Annotated in this window: 22 protein-coding genes; all 22 read right to left on the reverse strand. The window is 61.1% G+C overall.

Going from position 1 to position 16,805, the window contains the following annotated elements; all coding sequences use genetic code 11:
* Window positions 1-15 precede the first annotated feature (15 nt).
* Window positions 16-609, reverse strand: coding sequence for a hypothetical protein (locus ABI660_RS04295; protein WP_348065300.1), 594 nt, complete (start codon window positions 607-609; stop codon window positions 16-18).
* Between the two features lie 46 nt (window positions 610-655).
* Window positions 656-856 carry a hypothetical protein gene (locus ABI660_RS04300; RefSeq protein WP_348065302.1) on the reverse strand — a complete coding sequence of 67 codons (201 nt, stop codon included), beginning with the start codon at window positions 854-856 and terminating at the stop codon, window positions 656-658.
* Entirely contained in the window at window positions 853-2,850 is a 1,998-nt protein-coding gene (locus tag ABI660_RS04305; RefSeq protein WP_348065304.1) for a hypothetical protein, read from the reverse strand. Before ABI660_RS04305 ends, ABI660_RS04300 begins: the two co-directional genes overlap by 4 nt.
* A 21-nt stretch (window positions 2,851-2,871) precedes the next feature.
* Window positions 2,872-3,216, reverse strand: a complete 345-nt coding sequence (locus ABI660_RS04310; protein ID WP_348065305.1) for a hypothetical protein — start codon at window positions 3,214-3,216, stop codon at window positions 2,872-2,874.
* A complete protein-coding gene (locus ABI660_RS04315) occupies window positions 3,213-3,575 on the reverse strand; it encodes a hypothetical protein (RefSeq protein WP_348065307.1) in 363 nt (120 codons plus the stop codon). The genes ABI660_RS04310 and ABI660_RS04315 overlap by 4 nt, the downstream gene beginning before the upstream one ends.
* A 2-nt stretch (window positions 3,576-3,577) precedes the next feature.
* Window positions 3,578-5,116, reverse strand: coding sequence for a hypothetical protein (locus tag ABI660_RS04320; protein ID WP_348065309.1), 1,539 nt, complete (start codon window positions 5,114-5,116; stop codon window positions 3,578-3,580).
* On the reverse strand, window positions 5,116-5,421 hold the full coding sequence (locus ABI660_RS04325) for a hypothetical protein (RefSeq protein WP_348065311.1): 306 nt from the start codon (window positions 5,419-5,421) through the stop codon (window positions 5,116-5,118). Before ABI660_RS04325 ends, ABI660_RS04320 begins: the two co-directional genes overlap by 1 nt.
* The gene (locus tag ABI660_RS04330) at window positions 5,418-5,861 is read right to left on the reverse strand and encodes a hypothetical protein (protein ID WP_348065313.1); all 444 of its coding nucleotides are present in this window, start codon (window positions 5,859-5,861) and stop codon (window positions 5,418-5,420) included. The genes ABI660_RS04325 and ABI660_RS04330 overlap by 4 nt, the downstream gene beginning before the upstream one ends.
* 33 nt (window positions 5,862-5,894) lie before the next feature.
* On the reverse strand, window positions 5,895-6,326 hold the full coding sequence (locus ABI660_RS04335) for a hypothetical protein (protein WP_348065315.1): 432 nt from the start codon (window positions 6,324-6,326) through the stop codon (window positions 5,895-5,897).
* A gap of 15 nt (window positions 6,327-6,341) precedes the next feature.
* On the reverse strand, window positions 6,342-6,962 hold the full coding sequence (locus tag ABI660_RS04340) for a hypothetical protein (RefSeq protein ID WP_348065317.1): 621 nt from the start codon (window positions 6,960-6,962) through the stop codon (window positions 6,342-6,344).
* Window positions 6,959-7,585, reverse strand: a complete 627-nt coding sequence (locus tag ABI660_RS04345) for a DUF6682 family protein (RefSeq protein ID WP_348065319.1) — start codon at window positions 7,583-7,585, stop codon at window positions 6,959-6,961. The genes ABI660_RS04340 and ABI660_RS04345 overlap by 4 nt, the downstream gene beginning before the upstream one ends.
* A gap of 3 nt (window positions 7,586-7,588) precedes the next feature.
* Window positions 7,589-8,014, reverse strand: a complete 426-nt coding sequence (locus tag ABI660_RS04350; RefSeq protein WP_348065321.1) for a hypothetical protein — start codon at window positions 8,012-8,014, stop codon at window positions 7,589-7,591.
* A 68-nt stretch (window positions 8,015-8,082) separates the two neighbouring features.
* Entirely contained in the window at window positions 8,083-8,526 is a 444-nt protein-coding gene (locus ABI660_RS04355) for a hypothetical protein (RefSeq protein WP_348065323.1), read from the reverse strand.
* A gap of 60 nt (window positions 8,527-8,586) precedes the next feature.
* Window positions 8,587-9,711: a N4-gp56 family major capsid protein gene (locus tag ABI660_RS04360; RefSeq protein WP_348065325.1), complete on the reverse strand. Its 1,125-nt coding sequence runs from the start codon at window positions 9,709-9,711 to the stop codon at window positions 8,587-8,589.
* Window positions 9,712-9,854: 143 nt separating this feature from the next.
* Window positions 9,855-10,052: a hypothetical protein gene (locus tag ABI660_RS04365; RefSeq protein ID WP_348065327.1), complete on the reverse strand. Its 198-nt coding sequence runs from the start codon at window positions 10,050-10,052 to the stop codon at window positions 9,855-9,857.
* On the reverse strand, window positions 10,049-10,927 hold the full coding sequence (locus ABI660_RS04370) for a hypothetical protein (RefSeq protein WP_348065329.1): 879 nt from the start codon (window positions 10,925-10,927) through the stop codon (window positions 10,049-10,051). The genes ABI660_RS04365 and ABI660_RS04370 overlap by 4 nt, the downstream gene beginning before the upstream one ends.
* Window positions 10,928-10,953: 26 nt before the next feature.
* Entirely contained in the window at window positions 10,954-11,139 is a 186-nt protein-coding gene (locus tag ABI660_RS04375; protein WP_348065331.1) for a hypothetical protein, read from the reverse strand.
* A 39-nt stretch (window positions 11,140-11,178) separates the two neighbouring features.
* Window positions 11,179-13,422, reverse strand: a complete 2,244-nt coding sequence (locus ABI660_RS04380; RefSeq protein ID WP_348065333.1) for a hypothetical protein — start codon at window positions 13,420-13,422, stop codon at window positions 11,179-11,181.
* A gap of 1 nt (window position 13,423) precedes the next feature.
* The gene (locus tag ABI660_RS04385) at window positions 13,424-13,912 is read right to left on the reverse strand and encodes a hypothetical protein (RefSeq protein ID WP_348065335.1); all 489 of its coding nucleotides are present in this window, start codon (window positions 13,910-13,912) and stop codon (window positions 13,424-13,426) included.
* The gene (locus ABI660_RS04390; protein ID WP_348065337.1) at window positions 13,909-15,477 is read right to left on the reverse strand and encodes a terminase; all 1,569 of its coding nucleotides are present in this window, start codon (window positions 15,475-15,477) and stop codon (window positions 13,909-13,911) included. The genes ABI660_RS04385 and ABI660_RS04390 overlap by 4 nt, the downstream gene beginning before the upstream one ends.
* Window positions 15,474-16,211, reverse strand: coding sequence for a terminase small subunit (locus ABI660_RS04395; RefSeq protein WP_348065339.1), 738 nt, complete (start codon window positions 16,209-16,211; stop codon window positions 15,474-15,476). Before ABI660_RS04395 ends, ABI660_RS04390 begins: the two co-directional genes overlap by 4 nt.
* A gap of 292 nt (window positions 16,212-16,503) precedes the next feature.
* Window positions 16,504-16,797: a hypothetical protein gene (locus tag ABI660_RS04400; RefSeq protein ID WP_348065341.1), complete on the reverse strand. Its 294-nt coding sequence runs from the start codon at window positions 16,795-16,797 to the stop codon at window positions 16,504-16,506.
* Window positions 16,798-16,805 lie beyond the last annotated feature (8 nt).

Genomic DNA, 16,805 nt, shown 5'->3' on the forward strand with positions numbered 1-16,805 from the left:
CCGGCTTAACCGGCGTCAGTCAGCAAATTTAACGAATTGCGTTGCCACAGGCTCGTACTTCAGATACTTCGCCATCTTGTCGGCCTTGTTAACCAGTTTGCTCGAAAACCGTGCTTCCTTGATGCCGATGGACAGACCCGCCCGCTCGGCAAACTGCCAAAGCCGGACGGCCATGAAGCCGCCACGGTGCTCCGGCACCACATAAAACGTGTCCTCGGTCGTGAAAAGCGTCTGCGTGTGCAGGCTGCGGCCGACAAAAATCCGCATGTTGCCGACCAACTCCCCTGTGTCTGTTCTTCGCGCCGTGAATTGCAGCAGCCCGCCGGCGCGCTCGCTGTCCTTCAATGCCTCGTAATGCATGTTCAACGGGATGCCTCGGCGGTACTTTTCCGTTTCGGCATAGTGCGCCTCGTGCAAAGGGTGCAACTCCGGCAGAATCTCGGACAGGCGTTCACAGCGGAAGGTGTAGCCCTTGTAGTCCTGCTGTCCGAACTGCTTGGGGTCATACGATCTGTCCGGGAACAGGTCGCGCAGAATCTCCACCGCCGTGTCCTTGGTGATCGTCTGCCCCATCCTGCGGGCCATAGCTAAACAAAGCAGTTCGCGCATCGTCAAAGCGTAGCTGTAGGGGCCTGCCGATTCAATGGGGGTCGGGTCAGCCCAGCAGGCGCTGGAGTATCTTGTTTTGCTGCGCAATGACCTCCTGCAGCGTTGCGGTTGCCGGCAATTCCTTCAGCACGGGCGCGTTTTTCTGCTGCCCCGTCATCCAGTCCATGTTCTGCTTGACGGCCTGCCCCCACGCGTCGACCTGTGGCGATCCGCTGCGCAGGTCAGGGACGGCGGCACGCCCGCTCATGGCACCTGGCCCAACTCTTCCATCGACTCAGCGGAATACACCGCGTCGACGGTGATGTTCGCAGCGATGCCCAGGGCGTAGACGTCATCCCGGAAGCCACCAGGCCACCGAAACGGCCTGTCGCTGGTCATCGCCTTCGTGTAGATTGGCGCGCCATTGCGAATCAAGATCATCTGTGCGAAGCCTGCGGTTTGGTCTGACACCTGCTGAATCGCCGAAGCTGCCACCTCGTACACCAGCACCTCGGCAGAAGCGATTTCACCATCCACGTTGTCGGCGTCAGCCATCAAGGCAATGTTTTCGTCCTGCACAGTGGTGTTGATCGGTACGACCTCGCGGTATTGAGCCTTCAGCTGGCCGGCCGCGAAGTTGAGCTCGTGCGGCATCTGGAAGTCCTTTGACCGCCAGTACATGGTTTTCCGGTTGGCCGGGTCACCGTCCCACAGATAGATTTTGTCGCCGATCGACAGGTACAAGTCGCCGTCCACCTCGTTTGAATACAGTGCATCGGCCACCTCGGAATAGTCAATGCACCCGTCGGGCTCCGCGGCATCAAGGAACCAGATCGACTTCGCGCCGTCATTGTCCTCGTGCACAGCGTAGTAGCCCAGGCTGTTGAAGGCGGCTCGGAATGTCTCGGGCAGCAGCGCCTTCCACTCCTTTTTGCGATACATGCCCAGCGTCACATTCTTGGCGCCGCTGGCCGTGATGGAATACAGCCCGTCGTGGCCCGGGTACAGGCAGCCGTCCCCGGTGTGCACCACGCCACGCTTCGCCACGCACGGCGCATAAGTTTCCCCGCGGCTCGGGCTGGCCGCCTCGGGGACCGTGGCAGTCACGAAGTACGGGTAGCTGTCCGTGAGCACGATCACAGAATTCAGCGATGCCGACAACGCCACGCACACCGCGGGGAAGCTGTAGCGGTTGGCCAGCGGCCAGGAATGCGGCTTGTAGGGCTCTGACATGCAAAGCTCGTTGCCCGCCAGCATGGCGTGCGCGCCGTTGGCCAAGGCGATGATGCTGTGCCCCGCCTTGGGCGGTGTCAGCGTAAACAGGCTCGGGATGGTTTCAGCCAGGTCTGTAGCCACGACGGTATCGCTGTACGTGGCATCAGCCACGGGGATTTCGGCCACGAACTTGTAATCGACGCCAGTGCCCACCGTGCGGTAGATTCGTTTGACCATGCCGGTTTTGTTGTGCGGTGCCTCACGGGTCCAGGTGCCGCCGGCGGTGTAAACCTGCGCTGTCGCCAGTTCCACCACCACGTTGAGGCCGGTGACACTGAGCACCTTGAAACGGCCGTTCAGGTCGGTCAGACCACCGATGCCGGCATAGACCACCCATTCACCAGGCACCACGCCGAAGGTCGAATCCTGCGTCACCTGCGCGAAGCCGGCGCTCGGTGTGTCCGCAACAGCTGTCGTCACCGCGCCCGTGTTGGGCGGCGCGATGTCCATGGCGGTCAAATCCCAGCTGCCATCAACATTGCCAGTAAACAGGGTTGCAGGGCTTGGCCCGGATTCCTCGCCAAATCGGGTTGCGAAGGTGTAGACATAAGCGCGCGCCTCGGTCGGCGCCACACCACCGACCACCGCGACGCCGGGCGCCGTGACTGGTGGCGTCACACCCAGCACGTACCAGCCGGCCGGGTAAGGCCCTGGGCCAATGATGGCGTCCGCGTAGGTGGTCATGCGCGGCTCACCGTCCCCGGTGTAGAAGATGCGACCCATCGCATCTTGTGAGGTTGAGGACTTCGCCCAGTCCACCGGGTTAATGCTGGTCAGCCAGTTCAGGATCTCCCCAAAGCGGTACCGGTACATGCTGGCAATGCTGACCGCCATCGACGTGTGAGACAGGCCTGGTCGGTTGATCGGCACCAGCTTTCCCGACGTGAGCACGCAATCGGTCGCCACGACCGCCGAAGTGTCGCTGAGCAGGCGCGTCGAAACCTTGGGCACTTTGCCGCGGAAGGAGGTGATGACAATGCCCGTCATGTCAATCTTGGCAGGGTGTGTTCATGGCCTCACCTTGATATGCAGGCCACCAGGCGCTGCCCAGTCCAGCATCCACAACTTGATAAACCACGCCAGCGAGGCACGCCGACCACCCGCGTACAGCAGGCGCTGCAAGCGCTGCGAAAAGGTGTATTCACCGGGTTGCGGCCAGTCCCATGTGTACGCGGCCAGCAGCGTGTAATTCATCGCAACGTCCAGCACAAACGCCGTCTTTGTGAACGGCAAGAACACATAAAACAGCCTCCACCACCCGCCACGCTTTGCGTACAGCGCCTGAATGCCGATTAGGTACAGCGGGTAAAGCAGCCAGAGCGGTGACAGGATGACCGCTAGCAGCCAGCTCATGCCCCCGCCTTGATCTGTTCACGGTAGGGCTTGACCGCTTCCTCCAGCGCGACGAGCTTGGCATAGCCGTCCCCGCTCTTACCTGCTTGGGCCATGAGGTAAGCGTGAACCTGTTCTTTGGTCAATTGCGGGGCCATCGCCATCGACTCCTTCAGTAGCAGAGCGATAATTGTCTGGCGCTGAATCTTCTTAAGGTCATCTTCAAAAGGCGCTTCAAGGGCGCGGATTTGGGAAATGGCTTGCTGGCTTGGCGTTGGCTGGCGTGACAATTTCCACGCCGCTATTTCTTCAGGCGTTGACTCGCGGTCGCCTTGGGCGCGATCTCCAATATACATATGGCCGGATTGATTAATCCACATGATTAACTCCATGCGCGTTTTACTAGGAAACCAAGCTTCCAACTGCCTACAGCCAAGTTCGCCAGAGCCCCTGTTGATTTATTGGAGATTTGCAGCAAGGCGAATCCGCCTGCGCCTGCACCAATCGTCACGCCGCACGTTTTTGCCGTCGTCCAAAATGCCCCACCATTGGCGGCTGTTCCGTTTGAATCGCCGGAGGATTCATAAATCCGGTCGCCCACCGCATACCCGGCGTCTGCTGTTTTACACTCGTACCAGCGGGAAACGCTCAGGAGCGGCGTTCCGATGTTGTGATTGAAGGAGTAGGCTGTAGAGAAGGCCAGCGTAGCCTGCTCGTTGTAGTACTGCTCCATCAGAGCGTACCAAGTGATCGCCGTGACCACCGCGCCCGATACCGTCACTTCGCCAACAAACACGCGGTAAACCTGCGCTGCGGTTGTGCCGTTGCCGACCTTCATGGTCATCGCTTGGATGTTGAAAGTATTTTGCAGGTTTGTAACTACGTCAGCACCACCCCAGCGGTATGTCGGCGCAAGCGCTGTGCTGCCGGTTGTAACGACACCAGTAGCAGTAATGTCCAGATACAGGAACATCGTGCCGTTAGTGCTTAGGCCAGTCCATGACGGATTGACGATTGAGCCGGTGTAATTCGCATCGCCGCCAGCCGCTGCCGTGGCTTTGATCGTGCCGGTAGCCGTCACCGTTGCGCTACCAGTGGCTCCACCAAAAGCCGCGAATCCGTTGGAGTCCACCGGGCCGGATAATACAGTTTGGGGGACGGGTGGAGATGCGAGTGTAGGTGCAATTGAAGCTGTTGGCAGCGGATTCGCCAAAATAAACCGTGTTCCATCGTTCACCGCATGGACGACTTGCCCAGCGTAAAGAACAGGATCAACCAGAGCGCCCGCGCTGTCGTATTGCTTTAACGGCAAAGCTGCATCGCCGTTGATTGCAATCGTTGTCGCAGCGCCGCCGTTACCCGCGACAACGACGAAATCAATTTGCTTGACGCCGGAGGTCGGTGGGGTCTGCGTGGCGATGATGGCCGTAGCTGTGCCGGTGATGACTGCTTGGGTAGCGGCTAGGGTTTGGACTCGTAGGTCGGCAGTCGTGGTGCTACTTGCACCCAACAACGCGAGTTGGTCGGCGGCAGCGGCAGCGTTCAGTAGCCCTTTGCCCGCCGTCGTGGCCATCGCGGCCAATTCAATAGCGTTTTGCTGGTCCAGAGCCGTCAGGCGCAAGCCCGTCACGCTCCCAGCCACGAAATCGAGCGCCGTGGTGCCCTCCTGACCGCGAATCACGTTGCTGAAGATGGAGACACCCGCAGCCCGGCTGCGCACGTAGATGATTTCGATTTCGCCGGTGGACTTTTGTAGCACAGCCTTGAACCAGTTCTTGCTCACCGTGTTAACCGGGTCGGTGCCGGTGTTGGCAATTGGAAAGGAGTCGGCCTTGGGTACCTCGATAGTAATGGACGTATCGGCCGCGAGTATGTCCGCGGTCAGCAGTGCCCTGGCATTGTTTGCAAGGAGTTGTGTCATCAGGTGTCCTTCACTCTTACGGTAATTTCTGATTGGTCAACGCGCCCGCCGACGGTGGTTGCCGTCACGGTCACCTTGTAGGTTTCGCCATCGGTGCCGGCGCTCAGCCAAACGGCAACACCTATGGGCGACACAATGACCTGATCCACCACCAGGGCGGTGTCGGCCGGGGTCGTGGTGCACGTTGCGACGGCAATGGCGCTGGCCAACGTGTCGCCGGCCGGGATCTCGGACAGCCACTCGCTGTAGTCGATCGGGTAGTCTTTGACCTCGGCTGGCTGCTTGTCGTGTTTGCCCAAAATCATCGGATGGCCCTCCGTTGCTCGTCGTATAGATGGTCCTCAGACGCGGCAAGAACCATCGATGCGCGGTATTCCAGCGGGCGCAGCATGCCGCGGCCCTCACGGGCGCGAACCATGCAGTCATCGGCCAGCGGCATACGCGGCTTGAACGTCACGCCGCGCGCGTACCATGTGCAGGTGCCTGCCATGCTGAATGATCCGGACAGCTTCCGCACCCCAATGCCGCGAAATGAGCCCAGAGCCGCGCCGATGGCCTGTAGCAAGGCGCTGGCACGGGCTCCGGCGACTACGCCAGCATTTGCCACGCCAGCGGCCTGCAGCAGCGAAGCGGCAGTTGCCCGCCCCACCGATGCCTCAACAGCCACACCCGCAGCCACGAGTCCGCTGTCCTGAAAGCCAAAAAAGCGCTCGATTGCCACCTCAAAGACAAGAACTTCGCCCATGGCAAGCTCAGCGCGTGGAAGGTCAACCACAGGTCAGTCCTCCGTGATGGTGGAAGTGGTCAGAATCCGGGGCGTGACACCCAGGGCACAGATGATGTTCGGTGTCAGAACGCCGCTGTAGAGAATTTTTCCAGCGCCCGCCAGATCTGTACCGATGGAGGCATGAGTGGCAGTACCGCCAGCGCCGCCCGTCATTTCAGGGAATTCAATGTTTGCGAATGGGCTGACAGAATTGGCCGTCACCACCCACCCGGTGCCGTCGCGGTCAACGGCCATGCGCACGTAGCCCGTGTAGGCGATTTCGCTGGTAGCCTGGTTGCCTGCCTCGCCCGGGTCTGCGGTGTGGAGCGCCACGAATAGCTCGGTCAACGGGCCCACGGCTGCGTTGTCGGCCAGGTTGGCAATCGCTACGCCGTTGAACAGGAGCTTCAACAGGTCGTTCTCGAAGGTGTTGCCTTTGCTCATGATCTTCTTTCGTTCTTAGAACAGGTTGGCCCGGCTTCGCGTCCTGGTCGCCGCGTTGCCGCGCCAGAGCCGCGACTTGATCGTATCGACCGCATCACGGAACTGCCCGCCCCATGCGTCGGCGCCGGCCATGTTGCTGTAGTCCTTGCCCGGCTGTGCCATGAGCCGCGACTTGGCGCCCATGGCGATGGTTTCGACGTACAGGTCGAACAGGTCATCCGCAATGCCCGGTGCGTTGTTAGACGGCTTGAGGCTTGCCCGGATGGACAGCTTCATGTCTGCCGCCTTGATGGGTAGCAGCTGCACGGTCTTGGAGTCGGTCGTGAACACACATGTCCGCATGCCCGAGCTTTGGGTGCGCCAGTTGCTCGGCATGTCCTCGATACGGGACAGGGATATGATTTCGCCGTCGAGCGTTGCCCCTTCCAGTCGCACCAGTTCGGAGTTGGGCTCTAGGTTCAGGTCGTATGCGCTGATTTCGCCCCGGGTCGTGATGTCGTCCAGCCATAGGTGCCATGCCCGCGAGCGCTGGAAGAACTCCTGAGCCGCCCGAAGGATGGCGTGCTCTGCCACTGGCTCAGGGCATCCCGGAACGTCCGGCAGTACATCGCGGAAGAACTGGTCCCAAGTTTTCACGCTGGATCCCTCTTCGGTTTTGCTGCCTGGTCGGCATTGGTCTTGCCGGTCAGGCTCAACATGAACGATTGCAGGAAGGCGTTTGAGCGCGCGAGCGAACTGGGCGCCTCGCTGTCACGCAGGAACGCCCGGTAGCAGATGTAGTCAACCAACGCCGACTTGTAGGTGTCGTCAAGGTCAATGACATCGGTTTCTGCTACGCACGGAACAGGCACGGCGCTCCACCGGGCTTCGACTGACGCACCCACAGCGGCCGGCGGATAGCAATGAAATTCCTTGGGAAAGCGGTCATCGAACATGTAGTGCTTGATGGCCGTCTTGCCGGTGGTGGTGAACCAGGCTGTATTCAGGTCGTTCAGCTGCTGGCGCGTGATGAGCGTGATGGCCCTACCTCCAACATTGCGCGTCACGTCCAACAGTCGCAGTCCACCGGATGAAATTGCTTGCAGTGGGCCCGCCACCAGCGCCAGGGGGCCAGTGAAGGTCTTGGCGTCCGGGCGCACCACGACAACCTGCAGCTGGCCGTCGTTGAGCCAGCCCAGCAGGTCGGCACGCACCCAGCGGACGTTCCCCTCGTCTTGCAGGAGTTCCGTCGCGCTGTCAATAACCTGTGACGCCAGCACGTTTTAGCCCTCGAAGGCTTCTTTGATCTTCTCGCGCAGCTTGTCACCGGTCCATGTGTGGTGCAAACGGATCTCGTTTTCCTTGGCGAACGCCTTAAGGGCATCGTCTTTCATCGCGCCCAGATCCAGCGTGTCGTCACCATTTTTCAGCACGAATGCGGAGCCTTTGGCGACTGCGGCGGCACCAGCGGCAGCAGATGCAGCGGCGGCAGCGGCAGCAATCTCTTCGGCGGTCTGTTTTGGCTGCTTGGACGCGGCCTTGGGCTCGTAGACACGATAGCCCTCGGTGATGCCCATCAGCAGTTCCGCGTCTGCATCACCTGCGACTTCGGCAACCACATCGCCGGCAGCGTTGGGTTTGAAGTCAATTTTGTTGCGGCCGGTATCGACCTGTGTTGCCGCGGTGCGGCGATAAGCATGAATCAGCATCTTGCACTCCTGAGTTAAAGAAAAAAGGGGGCTCGGTTGGGCCCCCTTCACACACACGCCCCGGCGGTTTAGCCTCGCAGATGGAGGATGACTTGGCCGGTCTTGCCAAGGCCCGCATAGGTCGCGGCAATGGCGGTGAACTTCAGCGACACCTTGCGGGCCGCAGCGGTCGATTCCTGGGCGCAATTCGCGGTCGCGGCGCGCACGACAGCAGCCGATTGGCCTGCGGTCAGCGCAGCGTCCCAGACGGTGCCCAGATCAGTGCCGCCGGCATTCTCGGTGCCGATGCTGCAAACGATGGTTGGTGTGCCGTTGGAGTCGATGTCCGGGAAGTGGATGTCGTAATCCACCACCTGCACGCCGGCAGGAATCTCGATCAACTGGTGCAGCTCGTTGGCCACATAGTTGATCGAAGGAAAGATCACATCAATCGCGATCTTCATCACGGCCGCGCTGAACGGCTGGGGGAGCGGCTTCTTGTTCGTAGCCGCGTCGGTGTAATACTTGGTCATAACAGGCTCCTAAAGGACTTGGGTGAAGGGGCGAGCCGGGAGTTACCCGGCTCTGCGTCATCAGGCGTTTGGATCCACCGCGTAGGTGTCCATGGCGATCACGCCGAAGTCGCGGACGACAGAGTCGTCCTTCGACTTGTAGGTCGCCTTCTTCACACCCATGATGGCGTGTGTACCGATGGCGACGCTGTTGCCGTGGTCCTTTTCCTCCTCGGTCCACGAGAAGCGGGTTTCACCGTCACCGGAACCGTAGGCCACCATGGCAGCCTGCGAGCCCAGGAACAGGGCGCGACGGGCCGGCAGGTTGACGCTGGCGCCGTAGTCGCTGAAGCCGATCACGTTGCGGTGCTTGTGCAGGATCACGTTTGCGTACATGCCTTCAGAACCGTCGAAAATCGGGTTCTTGCGGCCTTCAGCGGCAGCTGCAGCCTTCTGGATGTCCAGCCACTGGCCGGTCGCAGTGTCCGACTTCAATGAGTCGAACTGGTACGTGTGCATCAGCGCAACGTAGTGCTCACCATTCTCGATGTTGATGGGCAACATGGAGAGTTCGTCGGTACCGTCGCCACCCATCGTTTCAGCCTTGGCTACGGCCTTGTCGATCAAACGCAGCTTGAAACCATCAGCGCTGGTAACGGTAGCCTTGCTGGTGGCCGCGCCGCCATACATCAAGTGCATGGAATCGGGTGCGGTCAGCGGGTTGACCTGGAAGAACGGGTTGTTGGCAGACCAGACGTAGCCGGTACCTGTACCGCGCGAGCCAGACAGGTAGATGAAATACAGCTCGTCTTGCAGGCGCTTCCACCAGTCGGTCGAAACGCGCTTTGCGTCCTGACGCAGGTTGCGCAGGGTGCGCTTCTTGGTCATACGCGAGCCCAGATCGGCACCACCACGCACCTGGTCAATGCGCAGGCGGTCGGTGTAATACTTCAGTGGCTGCTCTTTGCCGTCTAGGGTTTCTTCGCCGACCACTGGCTCCATGTTCATGGGCATCAGCAGGTCAACAGTCACCTCGTCGCCGGCGCCCTGTTCCAGATCGTCAATGCGCTGGATGGGCAGGCGGGAGTCCTTGCCTTCGCCGGTCATCTTGCGAGCGAAGTAGCTCGCCTTGTTGACCGCCACGGACAACATCGTTGCCCATTTTTTGACCGTCTGGCGGTCATTTACACCAATCAATGTACGCATATCGCACTCCTTCAATCAAGTTGAAAAAGCGCTCTTGCGCATATTTACCGGTTTGCCCCGGCGGCAGCCCTACGGGCCATTTAGAACTCCGAGGGTATGCAAACAGACAACCGTTTACAAGTACCCTCGGATTTGTTGCGTTTTCACAGCACTGGCAGCGTGTCCTTCGGCTTGATCGGGTCGCTGGGCTTTGTCACCACGACATCCACTTCCAGTTCAAAGCGAATGCGCGCAGTGTTGCGGCCAGTGCGCTCTTCCAGCCGGGCAACAATGCGCCCGTTGTCGAACGTGATGGACTCGCCCACCCGCATGTTTCGCGTCAGGACACGCGCGGCACTCATGCCAGGTACCGATCGGACTGCTCGGGCGTCATTTTGGCGATGGCTTTTTCGAGCGCCGCGCCCTTCAGGCCCTCCAGATGCGCGAACTCATCGGCAACAGCCGCGCCGGCGGCAAGGGGAGCCTTCGACAGGGATGGTGGAATGCCCGACAGGTCTGGCGCGCCTGCCTTCTTGCCGCCTGCCGCAGGCGATGGGGCTGGCGCAGCGGTGGCCTTGCCGTGGCGCATCTTCATCGTGTCGTGAGCCTGCTTGAGCGCCCACTTTGATGCCTTGAGGCCTTCATCGGTCATACCCTTGCGCCCTGCCTCGTCGCCGAACACTCGCACCAGGCCGTCTAGCTCTTCCTTGAGCTTCTCGTCCCCATAGTCCAGCCCTTCAGCTTTGGCGGTCTTGGTGAGCGCTGCAACCTCACCCTCCCATGCCTTCACCAGGTTGGCCTGGGTGATGGCGCCAGTCACGTTGTCCGTGATGGATGCAGCCATGAGCTTTTCGAGCTCGGCTGACACCTCTTTATCGACCTTCTGGAACGCTGCGGGCTCGATTTCGCCGTCCATCAGCTTCTGGAAGGCCTCGTCCTTGCGCGTCTGCAGGGCATCACGCTGCTCTTTGGCGTCTGCTGGCGTGGCAGGCTTGAAGGTCACACCCGTGTCAACACCAGGCTCGTCATCGGCGTCTTTCTCGGCCGCATCGCCTTTGTCCGCACCCTCTTTTCCGCCCTTGCCGTCGGTACCAGCGGCCGCAGCAGCTTCGTCTTCATCCTCTTCACCCGCCAGCTCGGCAACCGCATCAGCGTCGTCGTCATCACCCGCCAACATGATCTTCTTCTCGGCCTCGCTCAAACCGGCCAAATCTTCCTCTGAATATCCTGCAAGCATCTTGCTCTCCTTTGGTTAAAAAATCGTTACGCTGCCAATGCCTTGATGGCAGTGATCTGGGCCATTTCTTCTTTGGCCGCCCGCTTGACGTGCTTCATGCGCGTCACGTCCTTCTTGATCTTGTTGGACTCAATCAGGGTGCGCATGTCATCCTTTGCGCGCCATGAGTCGTAGCCCTTGTCTTCTGCCGGGGCGGCAATTGTGTTGTCCATCGCTCTCTCCTTCTCGCCCTGCGGCGTGTTAAAAAATCGTCAGATCACCGCAGCCGGGTCGGCAGCAATGGGTGCGGGCAGTGCGGCTTGGTCGGGTGGTACGACAGGTAGGACTTCAGGCGCGGGCATGGCCTCGGGCGCTGGTATCGGTCCTGGCTGCTCGTCCACCATCCCGGCGGACTTGGTGATCGCATCGGCGGCGCCAGCCACACCGGGTGCGGTGGCCAGCACTTGGGCGGCCTGCAGCGCCTCGAACATGGTGTTCACGCGGCGTAGCACCTCGTCGGCGTTCAGCAGCTTCGCCTTGGCCTCGGTTTCGTCCACCTTGGCAATCAGCATCCGCTCGTCCAGCGCCTCGCGCGCGGCCTGCTTTGCCTGCCCGGCCTGTTCGGCCTGCATTTCTTCGGGTGTGGGCTTCTTCGTGGGGTCACGCTGCCCGTTCACCTTGCGAATGCGGGTCACCCACTCGTCCTTGTTCTTGATGTCGGCGCTTTCCACCAGCAGGTCGAGCACGGACAGCACCACCTGGGGTGCGAACGTGGCGATCTTGCCCAGCAACTCGAACATCTGGTCGAGCGCGGCCTGCGCAAGGCTGGCGCGGTAGTCCTGCGTGTCCACGATGAAATCGGCCTGCGTGGCTGTGATGTCGTTGAGCATCTGGCCAGTCAGCGGATCCACTTGATTGATCTTCAGCCACTCCACCGGCTTGTCCTCGCCCAAGATGCGGACGGCCTTGGCTTGTGTGTAGAACTGCTCGATGTGCGACAGCCGCAGCTGGCCGGCCAGCTTGATTGCCAGCATGTAGTTGTCGAACAGGCCCGATGTGGTCAGCGAGCCCTGATCCTGCTTGCGCTCGATGGCAATACCGGACTGGGCCTGCGTGTTGCGGCCAAGGTTCTCGTTTGTCACCCCACCGGCGTTGCGCAGCAGCTGGGAATCCTCCTGAGCCAGCAGCAGGTTGCCCTGGAAGTCGTGGGTGTTCTTCTGGAACTCCAGCTTCTTGTTGGCGGCCTTCTCGATGATGCCGTCCGGCCGTGCCGCCTCGTCGCGCAACTCTTCGATGTCCTCCACCGCGCCCTTGTCCATGATGATGCGGTTGGTCGACAGCGCGAACAAGGCCTTCGACCGGCGTTTGTTCAGGTCGTCCTGGATGTCACGCATGCCGCGCATCGGGCCGTACACCTGGCCATCACGCGCGCGGCGATAGCCCCAGATCGGCACCAGCAGGAACTTTTGATGCTTGAACGGGCTCGGGCCATCCCACAAGCAGATTTCCTTCGTGGCGATCATCACGCGCATGCGCATCTTCACCGTGCTGTAAAGGCGTGCGCCGGCCTTCTTGGCGGCAACGTGCTCGGGGTTCTTGATGTCCATGACCTTGCCGCGCAGGTCGCCATCGGCGAACACATCCACCGATTCAGGCACGCGGTACCAGCACTCCAGCAACTCCACCGACTGGCGGCGGCCGGAGTCGTAGAAGCCGTCACGCTTCACATAGGCGGCGCGGTCACCGAAACGGGACGACGAATCCAGCCAGTCGCCCTCGCTGGCGTTGGTCAGGCGCTCGCCCAGGTACCAGATGTCGGTGTCGCCGTCGTTCTCGCCATACGCGCGGGCACCGTTGCGCAGGTATTCGGCCTGTTTGGGCAGCAGGGCAATCGCATAGTCCAGGTCGGTGACCTTGCGACGGAACAGGTACCGGGCGTCATCCATGTCAGGCTTGCGTGAGCGCGAGTCGCGGAACACGTTGCGCCAGTCCTCGATGCCGGAATAAATCAGTTCGTCCTCGGGATCCGGGTTGACACCCTCTTCCAGCCACGACAGGCCAGCCTTGGCCGTCTGCCCGAAGGCTTGCGAGCGCTGGTGCTGGGTCATGTTCACGTCGTCCGTGTACTTGATGACCTTCGTTTTCACCTCGGCCGCGTCCTCGTCGCCTTCCTCGCGCGGCAGCACCTTGTAGTCCTTGCGCATGCGCTTTTCGGTGCCAATGATCCAGTCGATGGACTGACGGGCTTCGTTGAACACCACGGGAGCCTGGCCGCGCTCGATCAACACCTCGGCATCCTCCGGCCTCCAGTGCAGGTGGTCGTAGTAGTCCTCGTCAATCGCCATCTGGATGCGCTCTTCGGCTTGCAGACGGCCTTCGTCCTCGAGCAGGTCCATCAGCGCCTTGTGCCGGCGCTCCGTTTCCTCTTTCTCGGTGATTTCTGCCGGGCGTTCAGCGCCCTCGCCCACTGAAATAGCTGAGCCTTCTTTTTGCGCGGTGCGTCGGACGTCGAACATGTCAGATCCTTTCCTCGTGGGCTTTGCGCCCGTTGATCGTCACAGTCGCCTCGATGCCTTGGCGGCGGGCCTTCAGTTCCAGGGCGCTCGGCTGCTCGCCGGGCATCAGAATCAGGTCGGGCATGGCGTCCAGCACCAGGTCCATGATTCGGTGCTGGGCGGCCTTGTCGTTGCGGTCAAAGCCGGCTGTCTCGCAGGCATTCATCACGCTGCTGAAGAAATACGGGGTGGGTTTGCCCTCGCGCGCCCCGTACAGGTAGGCAAAACGCTGGGGGATGACGTGCGCGCCAGTCTCAACACGGCGGTGGGCATGGAACACGCACATGCACGGCACCGCGCCGGCCTCGGGGAAGTTGGGGTCCACCGCCTGCAGGTCGAGCCATTGAAGGCTGGCGATCATGTCGCCCTTGGTGAACTGGCGCCATGCCCGTTCCCCGCCCAGTTCGACCATGGGCGTGCCGCGCGGGCCTAGAAGTGTGGGTGTGCTCATGCGGTTCTCCAATTGCCCTTGCGGGGCTGTTTCTTTTGGGTGATGCGTGGGGCCTCATAGCCCTGGGCGAACTGCCGGAATGCGTCGGCGCATTCGGTGTGGATGTCCTTGAAAGGCGTCTGGCTCCAGCAGCCGCCGCGGGTGTTCCATGACTTTTTGTAGCGGGCCAGGTGGATCAGCCCTTCCTTCGTGTCCGGCTCATGGAAGGTGCATTGCCCGAACACCTTGCGGACCGCCTCGATGCCGTGCTGAATGTCATTGACGCGGGGTACGATTTCCCACACGCCACCTAACTCCGACTTCTCAAGCTCGTCAATGGGTCGGACAGGGCCGGCGTACTGCTGGTGGGCGTGGTCGCCGTCGTGCGGCAGTTTGTGCTTGGCCCACTCATAACCAAGCAGGCGCATCTTGTTGGTGAAGTAGCTGTAACCCTCGCCCCAGCCTTCGATGTAGCGAATAAAGCGGTTTTCACCACCTATACGTTGGTGCAGCCACACGCCGGTACCGTCGCTGTTGCCGATGTCCCAGAAGCTGTTGACGGGGATACCTTCGACGTGCGGGAAGAAGCCGATGCGGCCGCCCAGACGGGACGCGGCCAGCTGCTTGGCGTAGTACGTGCCCTCGGTCGACACCTTGAAGGCCTCTTCCGGGTAGCTCGGGTACTCCTGCCACATCTTTTCCGGGTCGCCGGCAAAGTCAGCATCGCGCGTGGCCACGTACCAGTTGCGCTGCTCCTGGTCCAGCGGCTGCTTGATGAGCGCTTCGACCTCGGCGAAATACTCGCGGTCCTTTTCGGTGATGACCACGCTGTTTGACGTGATGCGGTAGGCGTCCTCCTGCCACCATGGGAAGAAGTGGAAGCGATAGTCGCGCTCGGTCAGCTCCTTGCCCTGCTCGTCCAGCGCCCTGGCGCGCTCCGTCATGGTGTAGAAGTCGCCGTCCTGCCCTTCAGCGGTCGATTCAATGATGGTGATGCCGGACAGAGGCACGGCCGGCAGCGAGCCGGTCATGACCTCTTTGGCTTTGTCGGGGAACTTGGCGCAAATCTTGCCGAACTCGCTGATGTGGAGCCGGTGGATGGTGCCGGACCGCATCGATGTGGCCACCCGGATGCTGGAGTTGTTGTGCCCAAACAGCAATTCGCTGGCGCTGTCACGCTTCAGCGGCATGGCCTGGCGCAAACTCTCCGGCATGTTCTCGTAGGCCAACTTCACCTTATCCCGGAAGATGACCTCCGCGGCCTCACGGTCCTGCGCGATGATGCCGCAGCGCTGGTTGTCGTTGAACAGGGCGTGGTCCAGCCACAGGATGGCTACCAGGGTCGTGAAACCCAGCTGGCGGGCCTTCAGGATGATGTTGCGATGCCACAGGCGGGAAACCAGCCTGCGCTGCGCCCGGTTGGGCTTGAACGGGATGACCGTGCCGTCGTCGTTGTCATCCTCTTTAATCATGATCTTGTAGAGAAAGCCAGATCCCACGCGCCATTGCGGATCAGCCAGGCAAGCGGCCAGTTCCTCGGGGTCACTGGGCACGAAGTCGAGCGGGATGGCCATGCGCATGTTCATGTGGGCGCGTCCTTGACCACGGGGAACGCCGATTTACCGCCCATGGCCTTCAAAAGCTCGCGCAGCGGATCGGTCTTCTGCTGGTTGTCCACCTCGTAGAGCCCGAAGTGCTTGAACAGCATTTCCAGCGCGCCCTTCTTGTCGCCGGTCTTGTACTTTTTCGTGTAGCCGATGAACTTGCGGTCCTTGCCCTGGCCCTCGAACTCTTCGAGCACGTCCACGCCCAGCAAACAGGCGGCCGTGTCAGGATCCAGCTCATGAATCGGAATCGGGCTGCCGTGGTCGTCGTACAGCTTGCGGATGTCAAAGGTGGCAAGGCGCATCGCCTCGGCAAGCACGTCGGCTTTGGTCAGCAGGATGAGCGCCGATGCCTGGTCCTTCAGGAAACGGACCCTTGCGGCAACCTTGGGGTTTTGGAGCAAAAGGCAAGCGCTGGACCAAACGGTGCCTGGCAGCATGTCCTTGGCGTCGTAAACCTGCCTGTAGGCCTTGCTGGCGTTGCCGCACTCGATGTAGGCCAGGCAGAACGCCTCCTGCTTCGGTGTGAGGTCCATCAGGGCTTCGCCCCCCTCCACCTTCACCACTACGGGCACCGGTGCCTTTACGGGCTTGGGCGCCTTCGTCGCGGTGGGCAGCTTCCAGCCCTTGGCGGGTGGCTTCGCCTTCGGCGCCGCGGCCTTGGCTACCCTTGGGGCGGGTTTCTTCTTGGGTGCCTGTTTTTTGGTGGTGGCCATAACAAACTCCCGTCGCAAATAAGAAAGCCCGCCAGGGCTAGAGGACCTGGCGGGCTTGTGGATACCCATGAGCAGACTCGTCCGGCTCGTGCCGCTACGTATTGCAGGAATCGCAACCTGCTACAGCGCACGTCAGGTCTGCCAGCCTAGTGCGACTGCCTCATCACGGCTCTCACGGATAAAGGCTGTTGGCCACCGACTAGGACCCCCCTGTCAGGCAACCTGTATCCGTGAAAGCAAAAGGCCCGGGGTTGCCGGGCCTTTTTTAGTTACTGGCCTTGTGGGCCGGTGTTCAGGTTGATGGGCACATGCGCCATGAGCCAGTGACCTCGGGGCGCTCGCGCTTGGCTAGTCGCAGCACAAAGGCCTTGGCCTGCACCAGCATCACGGCCGGCTGGGCTTCGCCCTCATCTTCACCACCGGCCAGCTTGAAGGCGTCGAGCATCTGGCGCTTCAGCCACAAACCAACACAGACGGCGGCTTCAACCACTGGCCGAACCGCTCGCTGGTACACCGCGTCGGCGGCGCTGGCAATCAGGGCTGTGCAGGCAAGGGCAAGAGTCAGGAGACGTCGGGAACTGTACATAGCTATCC

Origin of the sequence: Polaromonas sp. (assembly GCF_039930745.1) — a bacterium.
Classification (GTDB): domain Bacteria; phylum Pseudomonadota; class Gammaproteobacteria; order Burkholderiales; family Burkholderiaceae_C; genus Polaromonas.

Coding starts and splice junctions, on each gene's coding strand:
- ABI660_RS04295 (WP_348065300.1), bottom strand. CDS start 609: ATGCGCGAACTGCTTTGTTTAGCTATGGCCCGCAGGATGGGGCAGACG.
- ABI660_RS04300 (WP_348065302.1), bottom strand. CDS start 856: ATGAGCGGGCGTGCCGCCGTCCCTGACCTGCGCAGCGGATCGCCACAG.
- ABI660_RS04305 (WP_348065304.1), bottom strand. CDS start 2,850: ATGACGGGCATTGTCATCACCTCCTTCCGCGGCAAAGTGCCCAAGGTT.
- ABI660_RS04310 (WP_348065305.1), bottom strand. CDS start 3,216: ATGAGCTGGCTGCTAGCGGTCATCCTGTCACCGCTCTGGCTGCTTTAC.
- ABI660_RS04315 (WP_348065307.1), bottom strand. CDS start 3,575: ATGTGGATTAATCAATCCGGCCATATGTATATTGGAGATCGCGCCCAA.
- ABI660_RS04320 (WP_348065309.1), bottom strand. CDS start 5,116: ATGACACAACTCCTTGCAAACAATGCCAGGGCACTGCTGACCGCGGAC.
- ABI660_RS04325 (WP_348065311.1), bottom strand. CDS start 5,421: ATGATTTTGGGCAAACACGACAAGCAGCCAGCCGAGGTCAAAGACTAC.
- ABI660_RS04330 (WP_348065313.1), bottom strand. CDS start 5,861: ATGGGCGAAGTTCTTGTCTTTGAGGTGGCAATCGAGCGCTTTTTTGGC.
- ABI660_RS04335 (WP_348065315.1), bottom strand. CDS start 6,326: ATGAGCAAAGGCAACACCTTCGAGAACGACCTGTTGAAGCTCCTGTTC.
- ABI660_RS04350 (WP_348065321.1), bottom strand. CDS start 8,014: ATGCTGATTCATGCTTATCGCCGCACCGCGGCAACACAGGTCGATACC.
- ABI660_RS04355 (WP_348065323.1), bottom strand. CDS start 8,526: ATGACCAAGTATTACACCGACGCGGCTACGAACAAGAAGCCGCTCCCC.
- ABI660_RS04360 (WP_348065325.1), bottom strand. CDS start 9,711: ATGCGTACATTGATTGGTGTAAATGACCGCCAGACGGTCAAAAAATGG.
- ABI660_RS04365 (WP_348065327.1), bottom strand. CDS start 10,052: ATGAGTGCCGCGCGTGTCCTGACGCGAAACATGCGGGTGGGCGAGTCC.
- ABI660_RS04370 (WP_348065329.1), bottom strand. CDS start 10,927: ATGCTTGCAGGATATTCAGAGGAAGATTTGGCCGGTTTGAGCGAGGCC.
- ABI660_RS04375 (WP_348065331.1), bottom strand. CDS start 11,139: ATGGACAACACAATTGCCGCCCCGGCAGAAGACAAGGGCTACGACTCA.
- ABI660_RS04380 (WP_348065333.1), bottom strand. CDS start 13,422: ATGTTCGACGTCCGACGCACCGCGCAAAAAGAAGGCTCAGCTATTTCA.
- ABI660_RS04385 (WP_348065335.1), bottom strand. CDS start 13,912: ATGAGCACACCCACACTTCTAGGCCCGCGCGGCACGCCCATGGTCGAA.
- ABI660_RS04390 (WP_348065337.1), bottom strand. CDS start 15,477: ATGAACATGCGCATGGCCATCCCGCTCGACTTCGTGCCCAGTGACCCC.
- ABI660_RS04395 (WP_348065339.1), bottom strand. CDS start 16,211: ATGGCCACCACCAAAAAACAGGCACCCAAGAAGAAACCCGCCCCAAGG.
- ABI660_RS04400 (WP_348065341.1), bottom strand. CDS start 16,797: ATGTACAGTTCCCGACGTCTCCTGACTCTTGCCCTTGCCTGCACAGCC.